Raw genomic sequence first — 18,514 nt, 5'->3', positions numbered from 1 at the left:
CTCCTCAGAACTGAAGGGACTTGGTCTGGAGGTACTCGGCGAGGCCGTGCGCGCCCAGCTCGCGGCCGACGCCCGACTGCTTGTAACCGCCGAACGGGGCGAGGGGGTTGAAGCGTCCGCCGTTGATGTCGACCTGGCCGGTGTCCATGCGCCGGGCGAAAGCCACCGCCTCCGCCTCGTCCCCGGCCCAGACGGCGCCCGCGAGCCCGTAGACCGTGCCGTTGGCGATGCGCAGGGCGTCGTCCTCGTCGGTGTAGCGCAGGATGGACAGGACCGGGCCGAAGATCTCCTCCTGGGCGATCGTCATCTCCGGGGTGACGTCGGCGAAGACGGTCGGGCTGACGAAGTAGCCCTGCTCGTGCCGGGATTCGGGGCCTCCGGCGACCAGCCGGGCGCCCTCCGCGACGCCCTTCTCGATGTAACCCCGCACCCGGGCCTGCTGTTCGGCGCTGACGACGGGCCCGATCCGCTCGCCGTACTTGGCGGCCGCCGTGGCCGCGAGCTCCACCGCCTCCTCGTACTGGTCGCCATGGACCAGCATCCGGGTCCAGGCGCTGCACGTCTGGCCGGAGTTGGACATCACGTTGGCCACGCCGACGTTGACGGCCCGGGCGAGGTCCGCGCTCGGGAGGATGACGTTCGCGGACTTGCCGCCCAGTTCGAGGGCGACCTTCTTCACGGCGGCACCGGCCACCGCGCCGATCTGCCTGCCGACGGCCGTGGAGCCGGTGAAGGAGACCAGGTCGACGCCCGGATGCTCGGCGAGGGCCTGCCCGGCGACCGGGCCGCGGCCGGTGACCAGGTTGAACACGCCTGCCGGGAAGCCCGCTTCGTGCACCGCCTCCGCGAACAGCTGGGCGGTGAGCGGGGTGTTCTCGGCGGGCTTCAGCACGACCGGGCAGCCGGCGGCGAGCGCCGGGGCGACCTTGGCGACGATCTGGTGCAGCGGGTAGTTCCAGGGCGTGATCGCGCCGACCACGCCCACCGGCTCCTGGTAGACGGTGGAGTTGCCGACCTTCTCCTCGAAGGGGTGGGTGGCGGCCAGTTCTGCGTACGAGCCGGCGACCGCGATCGGCACGCTCGCGTGGACCGCCTCGGAGAACGGGAGGGGAGAGCCCAGCTCGGCGGTGACCGTCTCGGCGATCTCGTCCTTCCGGGCCTCCAGTTCGTCCCGCAGCGCGGCGAGCCGGGCGGCGCGCTCGGCGGGCGGGGTGGCGGCCCAGACCGGGAGGGCGGCACGGGCGGCGCGTACGGCCGTGTCGACGTCCAGCGCGCCGCCCGCCGGGACCCGGCCGACGACCTGCTCGTCGACCGGGTTCACGACCTCGATCACGTCCCTGCTCTCGGCGGGGCGCCAGGCGCCGTCGATGTACAGGCCGTCGTGTGCCTTCATGGTGCTTCCTCCCGGCGGGGCCGTGTCGTCCGAGTCACAAACTAGCGGCGATAGTTTTAGCGCGCCAGACGTGCCTCGGACGTGCCTCGGGACGTACTCCGGGACGCGTTCTCGGACACGTTCCCGGACCCGTCAGAAGTCGACCTGGGCGCGTTCGTCCACCCTGCCGACGCTCTCCTGCCCGAAGGCCTTCTCGTAGGCCCGCCGGATCTCCTCGATCTTCCGGTCGCTGCCCTCGGCCGCCGTCCGCGGATACAGCAGGGTCAGCACGTACGACCGCTCCTTCTCGATCGTCCCGTGCGCGTCCCGCCACTGCCCGCGCCCGTTCTGCACGGTGAGCCCGTCGGGGAAGTCCGGGGTGACCTCCTTGTCGACGAAGGCCGTGAACTGCCGGTCGGTGACGGCCGGTCCGCCGTCCGGGCGGGCGGTGCCGAAGAGCAGCCGGGTCTCGATGTACGGCTTGCCGCGCGCCGGGGTGGCGGAGGGACGGTCGGCGGCCAGCGCCGTGAACGTGGCCGGAGCACCGGCGAGCAGGATCCCGGCCACGGCGAGGGCCGACCGGTTGCGGAGAGATCGAGTGCGCATGCCCCCTTCCTAGAGCCGCCGCCCCTCCCGGGTCCCCGCTTCCGGCCGGAGTTCACTCGTCCAGGTCGAACCACGGCCCCGGCAGGCTCACTTCGTCGCGGTGAGGTGGGCGAAGACCACCACGTTGCTGGTGTAGCCCGTCCGCCGGCTGAAGAGGCCGCCGCAGGTGATCACGCGGAGCTCGGGACGCCGGGTCGGGCCGTACACCTCCTTGTCGGGGAAGCCGGCCTTGTCGTAGACCTTCACCCGGTCCACGGTGTACACGGCGGTACGGCCGTCCGCGCGCTCGGCCTCGATCCGCTTGCCGGTCTGGACCTGGGCAAGCGCCGCGAAGACGGCGGGCCCCGTCCTGGTGTCGCGGTGGCCGACGGCGATGGCGAGGCCGGACTCGCCGGGCGTGGCGCCGCCCTGGAACCAGCCGATCAGCTTCGGGTCGTCGACCGGCGGTGTCTCCAGCTGCCGGCCCCGGTCCAGCCGGACCCCGACGACCGGCGCGTCGACCCCCAGGAACGGGATGCGCATCGACGTCGGCCGGGACCGGGAGAGCGGGCGGGGCGGGGGGCCGTCCGCGCCCGGGCCGGCCGCCGCCAGGGCGTCCGGCCCGTCCGGTGCGGCCGACCCGTCCTGCCCCCACCACCGGACCACGGTCACCAGGACGACCGCCAGCAGGGCCGTCCTGGCGAGGCGGTAGGCGCGGGTCCGGTACCAGGGCCTGCGTCTGCGCCTACGCGGCGCCATGGGGGCGACGGCGGATCAGCCGGACGTACACCACGCCGCTGGCGGCGACCAGGGTGAGGGCCGTGGCCGCGGCCACGGGCGAGAAAGCGGCCGTCGCGTCGGCGATGCCGCCGCCACCGGCGTGCACACCGCCCTGCGGGCCGTTGTGGTCGCCGCCCTCCCCCCAGGAGGAGTCGCTGCGCTGGTTGTCCTGGATCTGGCCGTTCGGACCGTTCTGGCTGTTCTGGTCGTTCGGACCGCCGTTCGGGCCGCCGTTCTGGTCGTTCGGACCGTTGGGGCCGTTCTGGCCGTTCTGGTCCTGCGGCCCGTCCTGCTTGCCGTCATGGCAGTTGACCCGGAAGATCTTCTCCTTGCTCGCGCCGTTCACGATCCACGTGAGCCGGTACTGCCCGTCCGCCAGCCCCAGCGGGTCGGTGTGACCGGCGCCGCCGGCGAGCTGGATGGTGCCGGTGACGCTCGCGGCGGTGGGCAGCGGGGGCTGCGGCGTGATGGTGTAGTCGATGACGCGGAGGATGTCGAAGTTGACGGCGTCGAGGTAGAACTTGCAGACCAGCGGGTCGTCCTTCGAGACGCCGAAGGGCACGCCCACCCGGTGGAGCCTGATGTCGCCGTTCTCCCCCACGGCTGCCGCGTTCGGCGCCGCCACCCATGACGCACCCGCCGCGGCGAGGGCGGTGAGGACGACGGTGGCGCCCGCACGGGAACCGGTGGTGCGCGGATGCGTGAGCGTGACCATGCAAGCTCCTCCGAGTTAGATGATTTTCATACAAATCGACCTTTCGTCTGGACTGTCACCCATGCACTCCACGACCCGTGGCATCCACGTCCGACGCGCCGTCAGATATCGCTCGTGCGGCGCAACGCCCGGCCCTTTCGCCGCGCCGACGGCACCGCACCGGCGCCCTCGCCCCGTCCCGCCGCCCCCGGCGAGCGCACCGCCACCCCCGCCGACACCAGCAGCAACACGCCCAGCATGACGAACGGCGCGGCCACCCCGGCCACCCCCGCCAGCAGCCCCGCCCCGGCCGGCGCGGCCACCTGTCCCAGCCGGTTGCCGGTCAGCCGCAGGGCGAGCGCCGTGGAACGGGCCCCCTCGGGTGCGGCCTGGACGACCGTCGTCATCGACAGCGGCTGCCCGACCCCCAGGCAGAAACCGAGCGCGGCGAGGATCAGGGCCAGCGCCCACACCGGCACCGGCACCGCGATCCCCGCGCACAGCACGGCCGCCAGGAAACAGGTCACCGTCAGCAGCAACGGCCGCCCGAGCAGCCGCAGCAGCGGGGTGAGCACCAGCCGGCAGGCGATCGTCGCCCCCGCCCGCACACTGAGCAGCACGCCGATCACAGCCGGGGAGATGTCCCGGTGCTCGCCGACCACGGGCAGGTACGCGGTCAGGATGTCGGTCGCGGACAGCACCGAGAGGCTGATCAGCATGCCGGCGGGCACCCCCCGGGCCCGCAGGATGCGGCCCACCGGCACCCGGTCCCCCGCCGCGGAACGCGCCGTGACCGCCGTACGGTCCTCGATGCGCCACAGCGACGTGAACGCGACCGCCGCCCCCGCACCCGCCACCACCAGCGCGAGCGCGCTCGTCCCCGCCATGTCCGGCCCGCCGATGAGCGCCCCCGCGGCGATCGGCCCGACCAGCTGCCCCAGCGACGCGCCGATGGTGAAGTGGCCGAAGTTGCGGTCCTGTTCGTGCGGCGCCGACTGGCGGGCCACCAGCGACTGCGCCCCGATCACGAAGCAGAGGTGGCCGAGGCCCATCACCCCGCTCCACAGGGCCATCGCCCACAGGGAGTTCGCGAGTCCGCTGAGCGCGCAGCCGCCGGCTATCAGGACGACGCCGACGGGCAGCAGGGGTGCGCAGCGGCCGTGGTCGGTGCGGCGGCCGAGCGGTACGGCGGCGAAGAGCGGGAGCAGGGCGTAGACACCCGCGACGACGCCTACGGCCCGTTCGTCGGCGCCGAGGGCGAGTGCCCGGTAGGAGACGGCGGGGCGGGCCATCGACACGGCGCCCTGCGCGAAGCCGAAGGCGATGACGAGACGGAGCAGCCAGCGGCGGTTCCTGCCGGGCGCCATGGTGAAACCTCCCAGTGGTATGTCACATACTCCCCGCGGACAGTGCTATGTCACATGCTGCCCAGTGCTATGTCACATAGCCCCGTACAGGAGCCCCGCCCCGAGCACCACCACCGAAGTCAGCGCCGCCCACTTCACGACGAACCGCGTGTGGTCGCCGAACTCGACCTTGGCCATGCCGACCAGGACGTAGACGGCGGGCACCAGGGGGCTGGACATGTGCAGCGGCTGGCCGACGATCGAGGCGCGGGCGATCTCCACCGCGGGGACGCCGTGCGCCTGACCGGCCTCCGCGAGCACCGGGAGGATGCCGAAGTAGAAGCCGTCGTTCGACATGAAGTACGTGAGCGGGATGCTCAGCACGCCGGTGACCAGGGCCATGTGCGGGCCCATGCCGTCGGGGATGTTGCCGACGAGCCAGTCGGCCATGTGGTCGACCATGCCGGTGCCCTGGAGGACGCCGGTGAAGACGGCGGCGGCGAAGACCATGCCGGAGACGTTGAGGACGTTCTCGGCGTGCGCGGCGATCCGGGCCCGCTGGGCGGGCATCTGGGGGTAGTTGACGGTCAGGGCCAGGGCCGCGCCGAGCAGGAACAGCACCGGGATCGGCAGCCACTCCATGATCATGGCGGTGAGCAGGACGACCGTGAGCAGCGCGTTGAACCAGTACAGCCTGGGCCGCAGGGTCTCGCGGTGCGGGTCGAGGCCCTGGAAGCCGTCGGGCCGGGGCTGGGGCCCGGGCCCGTCGGGAAGGTCCGCGCCGGTGCCGGAGCCCGGACCGCCGGTGCCCGAAGGGGTCTTGCCGGCGCCCACGAGAACCGTCTCCGGCTCCTCGACCAGCACCTCGTCCAGCGTCAGCACGCCGAGCCGTTTGCGCTCGCGGCGACCGAGGACGTAGGCGAGGGCGAAGACGAACAGCAGGCCCGTGGCCAGCGCCGGGATCATCGGCACGAAGATGTCGCTCGCGTCCAGCTTCAGCGCGGTGGCGGCGCGGGCGGTGGGGCCGCCCCAGGGCAGGGTGTTCATCACGCCGTTGGCCATCGCGGCGACACCGGTCATCACGACCAGGCTCATCTTCAGGCGCTTGTACAGCGGGTACATCGCCGAGACGGTGATCATGAAGGTGGTGGAGCCGTCGCCGTCGAGCGAGACGATCGCCGCGAGTACGGCCGTACCGACGACGATCCGCAGCGGGTCGGCCCTGCAGAACCGCAGGATCCCCCTGACGACCGGGTCGAAGAGGCCGACGTCGATCATCACGCCGAAGTAGACGATCGCGAACATCAGCATCGCCGCGGTGGGCGCGAGGCTGGTGACGCCGTCGATGACGTAGTCGCCGAGGTGGGCGCCCTTGCCGACGACCACGCAGAACAGCGCGGGGATCAGCACGAGCGCCGCGATCGGCGACATCTTCTTCAGCATGATCAGGACCAGGAAGGTCGCGATCATGGCGAAGCCGAGGATGGTCAGCATGAGTGGATTACCTAACGTTCGCCCTTGAACTCCCACCAGGGCCGGCGGTGCGGACGACGTTAGGTCGCGTCAAACGTCGTTAACAAGACGTTGACGCGCGAGCAATAAGAGCGAAAGTCCAGGTCACGGGGTTGCGATCACCTCGGCGGTCACGCGGGCGGTGACTTCGGCGGTCACCTCGACGGAGATGCCGTTGAGGACGGCGTTGCCGGACAGCGGGTCGAGCAGGCTGCCGTCGAGGAGCTGGTTGACGTTGACGCCGGGGGCGGTGGCGGCGTGGCTGAGCCGGGTGCCGGGGCGGTCGTGGCCCCAGCCGTGCGGGAGGCTGACGACGCCGGGCCGCACGCCGTCGGTGACCTCGGCGGGGGTGACGACCTCGCCGCCGGCGCCCTTGACGCGGACGTCGGCGCCGTCGCGTACGCCGAGCCGTTCGGCGTCCTCGGGGTGGATGTGCAGGGTGCAGCGGTTGGTGCCGCCGGTGAGGGCGGGCACGTTGTGCATCCAGCTGTTGTTGGAGCGCAGGTGGCGGCGGCCGACGAGGACGAGCGCCGCGGGGCTGGTGTCGAGGGCCGCGCGCAGCCGGGGCAGGTCGTCGGCGAGGGGCCCGGGCAGCAGTTCGACCTTGCCGCTCCGGGTCTTCAGCGGCTGCGGGAGGCGTGACGCGAGGGGGCCGAGGTCGATGCCGTGCGGGTGGGCGAGCAGCCGCTCCAGGGTGAGCCCGTCGGGCCGGGCGCCGAAGCCGTCGCCGTAGGGGCCGAGGCGCAGCATCAGGTCGAGCCGGCGCTCGGGGCCGGTGTCCCCGGTGAGCTGCCCGGCGAGTTCCCGCGGGTCCCGGCCGTGCACGGGCGAGTGGGGCTCGTTGACGGCCTTCCCGAGGGTCTGGCCGATGACCATGTCGTCCACGGCGGACGGTTCGGCGCCGTGCATGCCGCCGGCCGCGAGGACCAGCCGGGCGTGGATCTCGGTCTCGGCCATCCGGCCGGGCTCCGGCGGGACGGCGGGGCGGGAGTAGCGGACCTGGTTGCGTACGGCGAGGGTGTTGAAGGCGAAGTCGTGGTGCGGGCTCTGCGAGGGCGGCGGCGGGGGCAGTACGACGTCGGCGTGCCGGGCGGTCTCGTTCAGGTAGGGGTCGACGCTGACCATGAAGTCGAGGGCGTCCAGGGCCTTGTCGAGGCGGTCGCCGTCGGGGGCGGAGAGCACGGGGTTGGTGGCGATGGCGATGAGCGCCCGGATCGGTTCGCCCTCGGCCGTCGCGGTGTCGATCTCCTCGGCGAGCGCGGAGAGCGGCAACTCGCCCTTCGCCTCGGGGTGTTGGCTGACCCTGGAGTGCCAGCGGCCGAGCGCGAAGCCCCGGCCTGGACCGGCCGGTCGCGGGGTCCGGTCGGTGGCGGCCTGCGGGAAGAGCGCGCCGCCGGGCCGGTCGAGGTTGCCGGTGAGGATGTTGAGGACGTCGACGAGCCAGCTGGCGAGGGTGCCGTGCGGGACGGTGCAGCTGCCTATCCGGCCGTATACGGCGGCGGTGGGCGCGGCGGCGAGTTCGCGGGCGAGGGTACGGATGGTCGCGGCGTCGACGTCACAGGCGTGGGCGACCGCGTCCGGGGTGAAGTCCCCGAGTTCGGCCCGGAGTTCGTCGAGCCCCTCGACATGCGGGGCGAGGTGGCCGAGGTCCACCAGGCCTTCCTCGAAGAGGACTTGGGCCATCGCGGCGAGCAACAGGGCGTCGGCGCCGGGCCGGATGGCGATGTGCCGGTCGGCGAGCTTGGCGGTGCGGGTGCGGCGGGGGTCGATGACGGTGAGGGTGCCGCCGCGGGCCCTGAGCGCCTTGAGCTTGCCGGGGAAGTCGGGGGCGGTGCACAGACTCCCGTTGGACTCCAGGGGGTTGGCGCCGATGAGGAGCAGGTGGTCGGTGTGGTCCAGGTCGGGCACCGGGATGGCGTTGGCGTCGCCGAAGAGCAGTCCGCTGGAGACGTGCTTGGGCATCTGGTCGACGGTGGACGCGGTGAAGACGCTGCGGGTGCCGAGGGCGCCGAGCAGGACCTGCGGGTAGAGGGCGCCGGCCACGGTGTGGACGTTGGGGTTGCCGAGGACGACCCCGACGGAGTCCGGGCCGTACCGCTCGACGACGCCGCGGATCCCGGCGGCGACCGCGTCGAAGGCCTCCGTCCAGGTGGCCTCGCGCAGTTCGCCGTCCCGGCGGACGAGGGGGGTGCGCAGCCGGTCGGGGTCGGCGTCGACGGCGCCGAAGGAGGCGCCCTTCGGGCAGATGAACCCCTTGCTGAACACGTCGTCGCGGTCGCCGCGGGCGCCGGTGACGCGGGTGCCCTCGATGGTGAGGGTCAGGCCGCAGGTGGCCTCGCACAGGGGGCAGATGCGGAGGGCGGTGCGGGGCATGGTTCCTCCCGGGGGCGGCGGTGGGGGGCGGCCGTACTCGGGGTGAGCATACCGGGCGGTATGTGGGGAGGGGAGTCCTGTTGTCGTACGAGTGCGGGCCGGTGGGGGCTGGTCGCGCAGTTCCCCGCGCCCCTCCGGGGGCGCCTCTCCCGCCGTCAGTCCAGGACCCGGGCCAGGTAGGCCCGCAGCAGCTCGCGGGTCTCCGCGATGATCTGCTCGTCGCCCTCCGGGGCCATCCGGAAGGACAGGTGGACCAGGGCGTCGGCTGTTTCCACGGCCACCAGGAAGGTGCGGCGCAGCGGCTCGTCGGGGGTGCGGCCGATGTACGCCGCGAGGAGGTCGGTCAGCCGGTCGGCCACCCGGTGGTTCGGCTCCGCGTCGCGGACGCCGACCGGGATCTGGTTGCCGAAGTCGACGAGGGAGAAGCCGGGGGCGGTGCGTTTCATAGCCAGGTACTCGTCGAGCACCGCGTCCATCGCCGCCCGCCAGTCGCCCTTCGGCGCGTCCTTCAGCCGTTCGGTGACGCGCTCGGAGTAGCGCTCCAGGTTGCGCTGGGCGAGGGCGTCGGCCATCTGCCGCTTGTTGCCGAAGAAGCGGTAGACCGAGCCGATGGGCACCCCGGCGCGCACCGCGACCGCCCGGGTGCTCAGTTCGTCGTAGCCGACCTCGTCGAGGAGGTCGGCGCAGGCGTCGAGGATCCGGGTCAGCCGTTCGGCGCTGCGGCGCTGTACGGGCGCTTTGCGAAGCGGTGTCGCTGGGGGCACGGGCTTCATGATGCCTTTCCGCCGGGATCAGGTGAACCTCGCCCCCCAGTACGCGGACGGATGGCCCATGCACTCATCCGGCGTCCTGGCTGCTCACGGCCGTGCTGGTACCGGTACCGGTACCAGCGCCGGTGCCGGTGCCGGTGCCGGTGCCGGTGCCGGTGCCGGTGCCGGTGCCGGTGCCGGTGCCGGTGCCGGTGGCCGAGGGGGTGGCGGGCCCGGCTCCCGATGCCGACGGCGACGCCGTCTCCGCGCCCGATGCCGTGACGTCCGCCGTGCTCTCCACCGGCTTGCCGTGCACGGCCCAGACCGTGCCGTCGTCGGCGTAGAGCCGGACGGTGACGTGGTGGGTGCCGTGCGGGACGAGGCCGGCGGGCAGGTGGTAGGCCGGGGTGCGCAGCCGTGTGACCAGGCCGCCGTCCACGAAGAGGTAGGCGAGCCCCCGGCCGGCGACCGCCTTCGCCGCGGTACCCGCCCGGGAGAACCGGAAGCGGTGCAGGTCGAGCCGTACGTCCCAGCCGCCGGAGGCGTCCGGGGTGACCACCGTGCCGACCTCGGGCGCCTGCTTCCTGTCCAGCTCGCGGTAGTGGCGTCCGCTCTCGTCCGTGTCGTCGAGGATCTTGCCCACCGGCGAGGGCGACTCCGCGCCGCGCTGCCCGTGGGCCCGCCCGGTCCCGCACCCGGCCGCGGCGACCAGCAGCAGCACGCAGACCGCGAGCGCACCCGGCAGTCCACGCGTCCACGACATGCCCGGGAGCGTAGAACAGCACGCCGCGGACCGGATCCCCCTGAAGTCGGGTTCTCGCCATACACCTCCGGGATGATCCGGGCCCTCTTGCACGCACCTCCCCGTATTCCTATGGTGATGCATAGGAATCGACGGCACGCAGGTTCAGGGAGCGATCATGAGCGATGGGGGTACCTCCCGCGCGAGCGCGTTCGAGCGGGACCGCGGCGCGGCGCGGAAGACCGCCGAAGGGCTGGCGTACCTCTCCGGGTTCGGCAACGAGCACTCCTCGGAGGCGGTGCCGGGCGCCCTCCCCGAGGGCCGCAACTCCCCGCAGCGCGCCCCCCTCGGCCTGTACCCGGAGCAGCTCAGCGGTACGGCCTTCACCGAGCCGCGGGCCCACAACCGCCGCTCCTGGCTGTACCGGATCCGCCCGTCGGCCGCCCACCCGGCGTTCACCCGCGCCGCCGGCAACGGCGGGCTGCGCACCGCTCCCTTCACGGACCTCGCCCCGGACCCGAACCGGCTGCGCTGGAACCCCCTGCCGGAGCCCGCGCCGGGCACGGACTTCCTGGCCGGCCTGTGGACCCTGGGCGGCAACGGCGACGCGACCCAGCGCACCGGCATGGCCGTGCACCTTTACCACGCCGACGCCTCCATGGAGCGGGTCTTCTCCGACGCGGACGGCGAGCTGCTGATCGTCCCGGAGCGCGGCGGGCTGCTGCTGCGCACGGAGTTCGGCCTGCTGCATGTGGAGCCGGGACATGTGGCGTTGATCCCCCGTGGGGTCCGCTTCCGTGTGGAGCTGCTGGATGCCACGGCCCGGGGTTATGTGTGCGAGAACTACGGCTCGCCGTTCCGCCTCCCCGACCTCGGCCCGATCGGCGCCAACGGCCTCGCCAACGCCCGGGATTTCCTGGCCCCCGTCGCCGCCTACGAGGACGTCGAGGGTCCGGTGGAGGTGGTCAACAAGTTCTGCGGCAACCTGTGGACCGCCACATATGGCCACTCCCCACTGGACGTGGTCGCCTGGCACGGCACACATGTGCCGTACGCCTATGATCTGCGCCGTTTCAATGTGATCGGCACCATCTCGTACGACCATCCCGATCCGTCGATCTTCACGGTGCTGACGTCCCCGTCGGACACCCCCGGCCTGGCCGGTGTCGACTTCGTGGTCTTCGCGCCACGCTGGCTGGTGGGCGAGGACACCTTCCGGCCGCCGTACTTCCACCGGAACGTGATGAGCGAGTACATGGGGCTCGTCGAGGGGGCGTACGACGCGAAGGCGGAAGGGTTCGTGCCGGGCGGCGGGTCGCTGCACAACATGATGTCGGCGCACGGTCCGGACCGGGAGACGTTCGACCGGGCCAGCGCGGCCGAGCTGAAGCCCCAGAAGGTGGACGACGGCCTGGCCTTCATGTTCGAGACCCGGTGGCCGATGACGCTCACCCCGCAGGCGTCGGCCGCCGATCACCTCCAGCAGCGCTACGACGACGTGTGGCGGGGCCTGGAACGGCACTTCCGCCCCTTGCACTGAAGATCCCCCACCGGTACGGATGGCCCCGTGACCTCCTTCGCCCCGGACTCGATCGTCCTCAACCGCAAGCTGCCGCTCTGGTACCAGGTGTCGCAGTCGCTGCGCGCCTCGATACTCGGCCGCTCGCCCCGGGACCCGCTCCGGCTGCCCACCGAGGAACGGCTCGCGGAGCACTACGGCGTCAGCGTGCTGACCATGCGGCAGGCGCTGAAGGAGCTGGAGGACGAGGGCCTGATCAGCCGGCACCGCCGGCGGGGCACCTTCATCGAGCCGGACGCCCGGCGCGGCACCCCGGTACGGCTGCTCGGCTCGGTGGACGCGATCGTGGCCCAGCAGTCGGGGATGACGGCGGAGCTGCTGGAGCACGGCACGGCCCCCGTGACCGGCGAACTCACCGAGTACTTCCCGGATCTCGCCGAGGTGGCGACGTACCACCGCCTCCGCAGCGACGAGCAGACGGGCGAGCCGACCAACCACGCCCGCAACCACGTCCGCCCCGAACTGGCCGAGCGCATCGACCCGGAGGATCTGGCCCGGCAGCCGATGACCAAGGTGCTCCGGGACGTCGTGGGCGCGGACATCAGCCGTATCACGGACACGGTGGCGGCCCGGCTGGCCGACCCGGAGACCGCCCGGCTGCTCCGGGTCCCGCTCCTCAGCCCGATCCTGCACTACACGGGCGTCACCTACGACACCGCAGGCCGGGTCCTGGACCTGGCGGTCATCCACTACCGCGGCGACCGTTTCTCCTTCACGGTCACCCTCGACGCGACCTGAAGTCGTCGTACGATGCCGGGCGTGACGCACGACGACGCTCCGCTCCTCGCGGACCTGATGCCGTGGTCCGTCGCACCACTACGGCTCGGCCGGGGGTGGCCGACGGCCCCCGACCCGGCGACCCTGAAGTCCCGCTGGGACGCCCTCGTGAAGGCCGAGGGCCCCGACCGGGAGGCCCTGTTCGAGCCGACGCGTGCCCGGACGGTCCACTCCGCGGTCGCCCAGCTCCCCGGCCAGCCCAGCGGCACCGAACCGCTCGCCGAGGCGGCGGGCCCCTGCCCGGCCCCGGTCCGCGTCCTGGCCGCCGCGTTCGACGAGCAGTGGCTGATCCCGGACCACCGCCTGATCGACGCGGCCCGCCCGGAGTTGTGGCGGGTGGCGGACGAGCACCAGGTCTTCGCCGTGGAGTCGGCGGACGGCTTGCCGCTGCTGGCGACCTCCCTCCTCCCCACCCTGCGCGCGGGCCGCATCCGCCCGCTGTACCGCCGCCCGGGCGGCGAGGAACCGAACCTGGTCCCCGGTCTGCTGGACCACCTGACCGACCGACTGGGCCGGGGAGTCACCCCGCCGGACGTCCTCGCCTGGATCCTGGTCGCGATCCGCCCGGACCGCACCGTCCCGCTCACCGGCGACACCGAACTCTGGGCGCAGGGCGTGGAGCTCGGCCACCGGGCCCTGTGGCTGCTGCGCCGCGACGGCGACCGCCCCAAACTCCCGGGCGGCCGCCGCCCGTACGTCCGGGCCCCGCTTCCCGCCCGTCCCCTCACGATCCTCTACGACAGGGAGGAGGAGACCCTCCACCTCGACGAGGGCCGCGTCTCCCCGGTGCCGCCGGAGGCGTGGGACTTCAGGACGGGCGAGGTACGGGTGCTGGAGGCGTGGTTCGCGGCGCGCACGGCGGAGACGGCGGAACCGGGCACCCTTGCGGCGATCACCCCGCCGGCCTGGTCCCGGCCATGGACCTCGGAACTGCTGGAGCTGATCACGGTCCTGGCCCTGCTGGCGGACGTCCGCGCGCAACAGGCCGCCCTGGAGGTCAAGACACGGATCACCGCAACCGACCTGACGGCAGCGGGCGTACTCCCGCCCCCGGCGACAGCCCGCAAACCGGCTTCGGTTCTGGATCACCAGGAGGAAGGCCCAGCCGGCCAGTTCACGTTGCTGTGACCAACCCGTTCGGGGGCGCGGGACCGTATTGAACGTGCGGCTGCCGCCGCGTGTGCGCGACAAACCCCCGACCACCCGCAGACAAGGACGGCGCTCATGGACCCCTTGCCCCTCGAAGGCATCACGGTAGTAGCCGTCGAACAGGCAGTCGCCGCTCCCTTCGCCACCCGGCAACTGGCCGATCTCGGCGCCCGCGTCATCAAAGTCGAACGCACCGACGGCGGCGACTTCGCCCGCGGCTACGACACCGCCGCCCGCGGTCTCGCCTCGCACTTCGTGTGGTGCAACCGCGGCAAGGAGTCCATCGCGCTGGACCTGAAGGACCCGCGCGGACTGGACGTCGTCAGGCGGCTCGTCGCGGACGCGGACGTCTTCGTGCAGAACCTGGCCCACGGTGCCGCGTCCCGGCTCGGGCTCGACGCTGCCACGCTGTGCGCCGCGCACCCCCGGCTGGTCGCCGTGGACATCTCGGGGTACGGGGCGTCGGGGCCCTACGCCGGCAAACGCGCGTACGACATGCTCGTGCAGTGCGAGGCGGGCCTGGTGTCGGTCACCGGGACGCCGGAGCAGCCCGTGAAGGCGGGGATCCCGGCCGCGGACATCGCGGCGGCCATGTACGCCTTCTCGGGCGTCCTCGCGGCGCTGGTACGGCGCGGGACGACCGGGCGGGGCGGTCCGGTGGAGGTGTCGATGCTGGAGGCGCTGGCCGAGTGGCTGGGGCATCCGCTGCATCACACCGTGCACGGCGGGACCCCGCCGGAGCGCACCGGTCTGGCGCACGCGGTCATCGCGCCGTACGACGCCTATCCGACCGCGGACGGCGGGCGGGTGCTGCTGTCGGTACAGAACGACCGGGAGTGGCGGCGGCTGGCCGAACAGGTGATCGGGCTACCGGAGTTGGGCGTGGATCCGGCGTTCGCGACGAACGCGGCACGGGTGGTGAACCGGGCACGGACCGACGACCTGGTCGGCACGGCTCTCCGGGCTCTCGACGCCGACGAGGCGCTGGCCCGGCTGGAGGCAGCGGGCATCGCGTGCGCGCGGCTGCGGGATCTGCACGAGCTGGCCGGGCATCCGCAGCTGGCGGCCCGGGAGCGGTGGCGGGAGGTGGGGTCACCGGTCGGGCCGCTGCGTGCGTTGCTGCCGCCCATCACGCTGCCGGGCGGGGACGAGGCGCGGATGGGGGATGTGCCCGCGCTCGGGCAGCACACCGAGGCGCTGCTGCGTGCCGTGGGGATGACGGACGCCGAGATCGCAGCGCTGCGCCGGGACGGTGTGGCGGCCTGAGCGCGGGCCTGACGGTCAGCCGGAGTGCTTGTTGCCGCCGAACAGCGAGCGGCGCAGCCGCCGCAGTGGCGCGAAGAGGGAGACGCGGCTGACCCGTGCGACCCGGTCGCTGCGCTGCGCGGGTTCACGCGCGGTCAGCTCACGCATCAGCGATGTCGCCTCGACCGCCTGCTGCTGCGGTATGGCGGGACCCGCCAGCACCGACAGATGGCGGTCGAGGCGCGAACTGGTCGCACCGCTCCCGCAGGTGATCGCAGGAACCCTCGCCCTGCTGCGTGTTATCTGATCCATGTCACTCCCCACCCGTACGAGTCCACCCGGCCCGGGCAGGGTAACCCTATCGCCCCGATGGGGCACTCGTGTATCGCGGTCACAGGATTCACCTTCCCCGCAAGGGTGTTGACGACCCCTCTTGAACTACACTTTGACTACTCTCCGAATCCAACCGATTTCAGGGCGAGTTGGACAACCGGCTGGCTGGTGGGCTGCGCCGACCCGCCGGCGGGCTCGACGGTCACCGCGAGTGACGTCGCCGATCTGCTCAGACCCGTGGCGACCAGGGGCGTGTCACCCTCGAAGAGCCCGAGGGAGCGTGGTTGCACACGGGGGCGCATGAGCCAGAGCTGGTGCACGCGGCCGTTGGACGGGGTGCCGTATCCGCTGAGCGTGACGACGGCCTGGCCCTCCGATGCGGAGGCCACCGCTCCGATACTTCGGCCCCGCGCGTCCTTGTAGGTGGTCGCGCGGGCGTCGGTCGCGGCCAGAACGTGGGCGATCTCACGCGACTGGGCCCGCTCGGCGTCGAGCTGGTTCTGCGTCCGGTCGGCCTGCACCGCGAACAGCGAGGCGACGACCAGTGCGGCGGCCGCGGTGGCGGTGGCGAACGGCACGAACAGCGGGCGCTGCCGCCGGCGCGGCGGCGGGGGCTGTACGCCCCAGACGTGCGGCGGCAGGTTGGGCACGCGTTCCTGGCCGGGGGCCGGCTCCTGCGGGGTGGCGCGGACCGCGGCCAGCACCCGGCCGCGCATCGCCAGGGGCGGCGGGGCCGCAGTGGAGAAGGCGAGCCGCACCGCGTCCTCGGTCAGCTCCCGGACCTCGTCGGCGCACCGGTCGCAGTCCCGCAGGTGCTTCTCGAAGCGGCGCCGCTCGCCCGGCTCCAGGGCGTCCAGGGCGTAGGGCGCGGCCAGCGAGTGCAGGTCCTCGCGGTGCAGCAGACGGCCGACCAGGCTCACGCCACACCTCCCAGGCAGTCGCGCAGCCGGGTGAGTCCGTCGCGCATCCGTGTCTTGACCGTGCCCAGCGGCAGTTTGAGGCGCTCGGCGACCTCACGGTAGGTGTAGCCGTCGTAGTAGGCGAGGGTGACGGACTGACGCTGCAGGGCGGTGAGGCGGTCCAGACAGCGGCGTACCCATTCGCGTTCCAGGCCGGCTTCCACCGTCTCGGCGACCTGGTCGAAGGCGGGTTCGCCGGCCCGCATCGCCTCGCGCTGCTCGCGCTCGCCGGCCGCGCGGGCGCTGCGCACCCGGTCGACGGCCCGGCGGTGGGCGAGGGTGAGGACCCAGGACAGGGCGCTGCCCCGGCCGGGGTCGAACTTGGCGGCGGAGCGCCAGAGTTCGAGGAGCACCTCCTGGGAGACCTCCTCGGACTGGGCGGGGTCGCGGACCACCCGGCGCACGAGCCCGAACACCGGCCCGGACACCAGTCCGTAGAGGTCCTCGAACGCCTTCTGGTCGCCACCGGCGACGAGCACCAGCAGTTCGTCCGCCTCCATCCCGTCCCCCCTCCTGTGGCCGCACCCGGCCCGTCCTCCCACACCAGGCATTCGCAACTGACACACCTCCGGCAGAAGTACGTATGCGGGAGGCAAAAACGCGGGTCGAGCAGGAAGAAAAGATTTTTTTCTTCGGACCAATCCAAACGGCCCTCCGGCTCCGTATACCCGTCCGTCAAGCAAGTTGGGACCGAGGGACGGACGGCATGACACCTCTAAACTCCAGGAGCGGCGCGGGGCGCAAGGGCCTTGTCACGCTCATATGTGGGGCACTGGCCACCGGCGGGATCACAGCCGCCAGCGTCGCCGCGCTGGAACCGGGGGCGGCCTCCGCCTCCTCCCACCGGGAGGCCCCGCTCATCTCGGGCACCCCGCAGTACGACAACACCGACCTGTACGCGTTCGTCAGCCCGGACAAGCCCGACACGACCACGATCGTGTCGGACTACATCCCCTTCGAGGAGCCGGCCGGCGGCCCGAACTTCTACCAGTTCGCCGACGACGCCCAGTACGACATCCACATCGACAACAACGGTGACGCGAAGGACGACCTGATCTTCCGCTACACCTTCAAGACCAAGATCAAGAACAAGAAGACGTTCCTGTACAACACGGGCGTGGTCGACAGCCTGAACGACCCCGACCTGAACGTCACGCAGTCGTACGACCTCGACCTCATCAAGCTCAAGAACGGCAGGCAGCAGTACAAGACGAGGATCGCCGACAACATCCCGGCGGCTCCGTCGGACGTCGGCAAGGCGTCGATGCCGGACTACGCGAAGCTGCGCTCCCAGGCCATCTACAAGACCTCCAACGGCGGCGCGACCTTCGCCGGCCAGGCGGACGACCCGTTCTTCGCCGACCTGCGCGTCTTCGACCTGCTGTACGGCGGCAACCTGAGCGAGGTCGGCAACGACACCCTCAAGGGCTACAACGTCAACACGATCGCCCTCCAGGTGCCGAACTCCCTGATCCGGCAGTCGGCTTCGCGCCCGACCGTCGGCATCTACGCGACGACCCAGCGCAGGAACGCGCAGGGCTACTACTCGCAGGTCTCGCGCCTCGGCAACCCGCTGGTCAACGAGGTCGTCAACCCGCAGAAGGACAAGGACAAGTTCAACGCGTCCGAGCCCAAGGACGACGCGCAGTTCCTGAAGAACGTCACCAACCCGGAACTGCCGAAGCTCATCGAGGCGATCTACCACATCAAGGCGCCGTCCGAGCCCCGCAACGACCTCGTCAGCGTGTTCCTGACGGGCGTCAAGGGCCTCAACACGCTGCAGCCGCAGGCGAAGCCGTCGGAGATGCTCCGCCTCAACACGTCCATCAAGCCCACCGCCAAGCCCAAGCGGCTCGGTGTGCTCGACGGTGACAACCAGGGCTTCCCGAACGGACGCCGACTCACCGACGACGTGATCGACGAGGCTCTCCAGGTCATGGAGGGCGAGCTGGTCGGTTCCAAGAACGACCTGGGCGACGCGGTCGACAAGAACGACAAGAGCTTCGAGAAGTACTTCCCGTACGTGGCCGAGCCGACGGCCGGTTCGCGCGGCAAGATCGCCAAGGCGGCGGCCGGCAGCACGAAGAGCGCGCTGGGTGACGCCCTGACCGGTTCCAGCGACAACAACACCACGCTGATCGCGGGCTCGGCGGCCGCGGGTGCGGCGGGTGTGCTGCTGATCGGCACCGGGTTCGGCTGGTGGCGGCGCCGGATGCGGCGCCCGTACTAATCGCCTTTCCTCTCGGGGCAGTCGGGCGACTGCGGGTCGGCGGTGGCTGATCGCGCAGTTCCCCGCGCCCCTTACGGGGCGCTCGATTC

At 72.1% G+C, this 18,514-nt stretch carries 17 protein-coding genes; 5 read left to right on the top strand and 12 right to left on the bottom strand.

Annotated elements, in window-relative coordinates; all coding sequences use genetic code 11:
• Positions 1–4: 4 nt before the first annotated feature.
• The 9 genes from ACGF5O_RS24565 to ACGF5O_RS24525 form a co-directional block, all read right to left on the bottom strand.
• Positions 5–1,393: an aldehyde dehydrogenase family protein gene (locus ACGF5O_RS24565; RefSeq protein ID WP_393812030.1), complete on the bottom strand. Its 1,389-nt coding sequence runs from the start codon at positions 1,391–1,393 to the stop codon at positions 5–7.
• 132 nt (positions 1,394–1,525) lie between these two features.
• Entirely contained in the window at positions 1,526–1,978 is a 453-nt protein-coding gene (locus tag ACGF5O_RS24560; protein ID WP_393812029.1) for a DUF3574 domain-containing protein, read from the bottom strand.
• Between the two features lie 87 nt (positions 1,979–2,065).
• Positions 2,066–2,716 (bottom strand): class F sortase, encoded by a 651-nt coding sequence (locus tag ACGF5O_RS24555; RefSeq protein ID WP_393812028.1) that lies wholly within the window; start codon positions 2,714–2,716, stop codon positions 2,066–2,068.
• Positions 2,703–3,452 carry a hypothetical protein gene (locus ACGF5O_RS24550; RefSeq protein WP_393812027.1) on the bottom strand — a complete coding sequence of 250 codons (750 nt, stop codon included), beginning with the start codon at positions 3,450–3,452 and terminating at the stop codon, positions 2,703–2,705. The genes ACGF5O_RS24555 and ACGF5O_RS24550 overlap by 14 nt, the downstream gene beginning before the upstream one ends.
• A 101-nt stretch (positions 3,453–3,553) precedes the next feature.
• Entirely contained in the window at positions 3,554–4,798 is a 1,245-nt protein-coding gene (locus tag ACGF5O_RS24545) for an MFS transporter (RefSeq protein ID WP_393812026.1), read from the bottom strand.
• Positions 4,799–4,870: 72 nt separating this feature from the next.
• On the bottom strand, positions 4,871–6,271 hold the full coding sequence (locus ACGF5O_RS24540; RefSeq protein WP_393812025.1) for a CitMHS family transporter: 1,401 nt from the start codon (positions 6,269–6,271) through the stop codon (positions 4,871–4,873).
• Between the two features lie 123 nt (positions 6,272–6,394).
• Positions 6,395–8,662 (bottom strand): molybdopterin oxidoreductase family protein, encoded by a 2,268-nt coding sequence (locus ACGF5O_RS24535; RefSeq protein WP_393812024.1) that lies wholly within the window; start codon positions 8,660–8,662, stop codon positions 6,395–6,397.
• 155 nt (positions 8,663–8,817) lie between these two features.
• Positions 8,818–9,435: a TetR family transcriptional regulator gene (locus ACGF5O_RS24530; protein ID WP_393812023.1), complete on the bottom strand. Its 618-nt coding sequence runs from the start codon at positions 9,433–9,435 to the stop codon at positions 8,818–8,820.
• A gap of 64 nt (positions 9,436–9,499) precedes the next feature.
• Entirely contained in the window at positions 9,500–10,174 is a 675-nt protein-coding gene (locus ACGF5O_RS24525; RefSeq protein ID WP_393812022.1) for a hypothetical protein, read from the bottom strand.
• Between the two features lie 157 nt (positions 10,175–10,331).
• On the opposite strand from ACGF5O_RS24525, the gene hmgA reads away from it, so the two are divergent.
• The 4 genes from hmgA to ACGF5O_RS24505 all read left to right on the top strand — a co-directional run bounded on the left by hmgA (position 10,332) and on the right by ACGF5O_RS24505 (position 14,924).
• Positions 10,332–11,693, top strand: coding sequence for a homogentisate 1,2-dioxygenase (gene hmgA / locus ACGF5O_RS24520; RefSeq protein WP_393812021.1), 1,362 nt, complete (start codon positions 10,332–10,334; stop codon positions 11,691–11,693).
• Positions 11,694–11,720: 27 nt separating this feature from the next.
• On the top strand, positions 11,721–12,470 hold the full coding sequence (locus ACGF5O_RS24515; RefSeq protein WP_393812020.1) for a GntR family transcriptional regulator: 750 nt from the start codon (positions 11,721–11,723) through the stop codon (positions 12,468–12,470).
• Positions 12,471–12,482: 12 nt separating this feature from the next.
• A complete protein-coding gene (locus ACGF5O_RS24510; protein ID WP_393812019.1) occupies positions 12,483–13,637 on the top strand; it encodes a type ISP restriction/modification enzyme in 1,155 nt (384 codons plus the stop codon).
• A gap of 96 nt (positions 13,638–13,733) precedes the next feature.
• Positions 13,734–14,924, top strand: a complete 1,191-nt coding sequence (locus tag ACGF5O_RS24505) for a CaiB/BaiF CoA transferase family protein (protein ID WP_393812018.1) — start codon at positions 13,734–13,736, stop codon at positions 14,922–14,924.
• 15 nt (positions 14,925–14,939) lie between these two features.
• Here ACGF5O_RS24505 and ACGF5O_RS24500 read toward each other — a convergent pair whose 3' ends face one another.
• From ACGF5O_RS24500 to ACGF5O_RS24490, 3 genes are all read right to left on the bottom strand, one after another.
• A complete protein-coding gene (locus tag ACGF5O_RS24500; RefSeq protein ID WP_393812017.1) occupies positions 14,940–15,215 on the bottom strand; it encodes a hypothetical protein in 276 nt (91 codons plus the stop codon).
• A 137-nt stretch (positions 15,216–15,352) separates the two neighbouring features.
• Positions 15,353–16,156, bottom strand: coding sequence for an anti-sigma factor domain-containing protein (locus ACGF5O_RS24495; RefSeq protein WP_393812016.1), 804 nt, complete (start codon positions 16,154–16,156; stop codon positions 15,353–15,355).
• On the bottom strand, positions 16,153–16,695 hold the full coding sequence (locus ACGF5O_RS24490) for a sigma-70 family RNA polymerase sigma factor (RefSeq protein WP_393812015.1): 543 nt from the start codon (positions 16,693–16,695) through the stop codon (positions 16,153–16,155). The genes ACGF5O_RS24495 and ACGF5O_RS24490 overlap by 4 nt, the downstream gene beginning before the upstream one ends.
• 206 nt (positions 16,696–16,901) lie before the next feature.
• On the opposite strand from ACGF5O_RS24490, the gene ACGF5O_RS24485 reads away from it, so the two are divergent.
• Positions 16,902–18,425 (top strand): DUF4331 domain-containing protein, encoded by a 1,524-nt coding sequence (locus tag ACGF5O_RS24485; RefSeq protein WP_393812014.1) that lies wholly within the window; start codon positions 16,902–16,904, stop codon positions 18,423–18,425.
• Positions 18,426–18,514 lie beyond the last annotated feature (89 nt).

The organism is Streptomyces sp. NPDC048291 (assembly GCF_043201715.1).
GTDB lineage: Bacteria > Actinomycetota > Actinomycetes > Streptomycetales > Streptomycetaceae > Streptomyces.
Note: the sequence above shows the minus strand (reverse complement) of the source record. Positions and strands in the feature narration are given on the sequence as shown.

Excerpts from the sequence above, each read along its gene's own strand:
- ACGF5O_RS24565 (WP_393812030.1), bottom strand. The coding sequence starts at position 1,393 with ATGAAGGCACACGACGGCCTGTACATCGACGGCGCCTGGCGCCCCGCC.
- ACGF5O_RS24560 (WP_393812029.1), bottom strand. The coding sequence starts at position 1,978 with ATGCGCACTCGATCTCTCCGCAACCGGTCGGCCCTCGCCGTGGCCGGG.
- ACGF5O_RS24555 (WP_393812028.1), bottom strand. The coding sequence starts at position 2,716 with ATGGCGCCGCGTAGGCGCAGACGCAGGCCCTGGTACCGGACCCGCGCC.
- ACGF5O_RS24550 (WP_393812027.1), bottom strand. The coding sequence starts at position 3,452 with ATGGTCACGCTCACGCATCCGCGCACCACCGGTTCCCGTGCGGGCGCC.
- ACGF5O_RS24545 (WP_393812026.1), bottom strand. The coding sequence starts at position 4,798 with ATGGCGCCCGGCAGGAACCGCCGCTGGCTGCTCCGTCTCGTCATCGCC.
- ACGF5O_RS24540 (WP_393812025.1), bottom strand. The coding sequence starts at position 6,271 with ATGCTGACCATCCTCGGCTTCGCCATGATCGCGACCTTCCTGGTCCTG.
- ACGF5O_RS24535 (WP_393812024.1), bottom strand. The coding sequence starts at position 8,662 with ATGCCCCGCACCGCCCTCCGCATCTGCCCCCTGTGCGAGGCCACCTGC.
- ACGF5O_RS24530 (WP_393812023.1), bottom strand. The coding sequence starts at position 9,435 with ATGAAGCCCGTGCCCCCAGCGACACCGCTTCGCAAAGCGCCCGTACAG.
- ACGF5O_RS24525 (WP_393812022.1), bottom strand. The coding sequence starts at position 10,174 with ATGTCGTGGACGCGTGGACTGCCGGGTGCGCTCGCGGTCTGCGTGCTG.
- hmgA (WP_393812021.1), top strand. The coding sequence starts at position 10,332 with ATGAGCGATGGGGGTACCTCCCGCGCGAGCGCGTTCGAGCGGGACCGC.
- ACGF5O_RS24510 (WP_393812019.1), top strand. The coding sequence starts at position 12,483 with ATGCCGGGCGTGACGCACGACGACGCTCCGCTCCTCGCGGACCTGATG.
- ACGF5O_RS24505 (WP_393812018.1), top strand. The coding sequence starts at position 13,734 with ATGGACCCCTTGCCCCTCGAAGGCATCACGGTAGTAGCCGTCGAACAG.
- ACGF5O_RS24500 (WP_393812017.1), bottom strand. The coding sequence starts at position 15,215 with ATGGATCAGATAACACGCAGCAGGGCGAGGGTTCCTGCGATCACCTGC.
- ACGF5O_RS24490 (WP_393812015.1), bottom strand. The coding sequence starts at position 16,695 with ATGGAGGCGGACGAACTGCTGGTGCTCGTCGCCGGTGGCGACCAGAAG.
- ACGF5O_RS24485 (WP_393812014.1), top strand. The coding sequence starts at position 16,902 with ATGACACCTCTAAACTCCAGGAGCGGCGCGGGGCGCAAGGGCCTTGTC.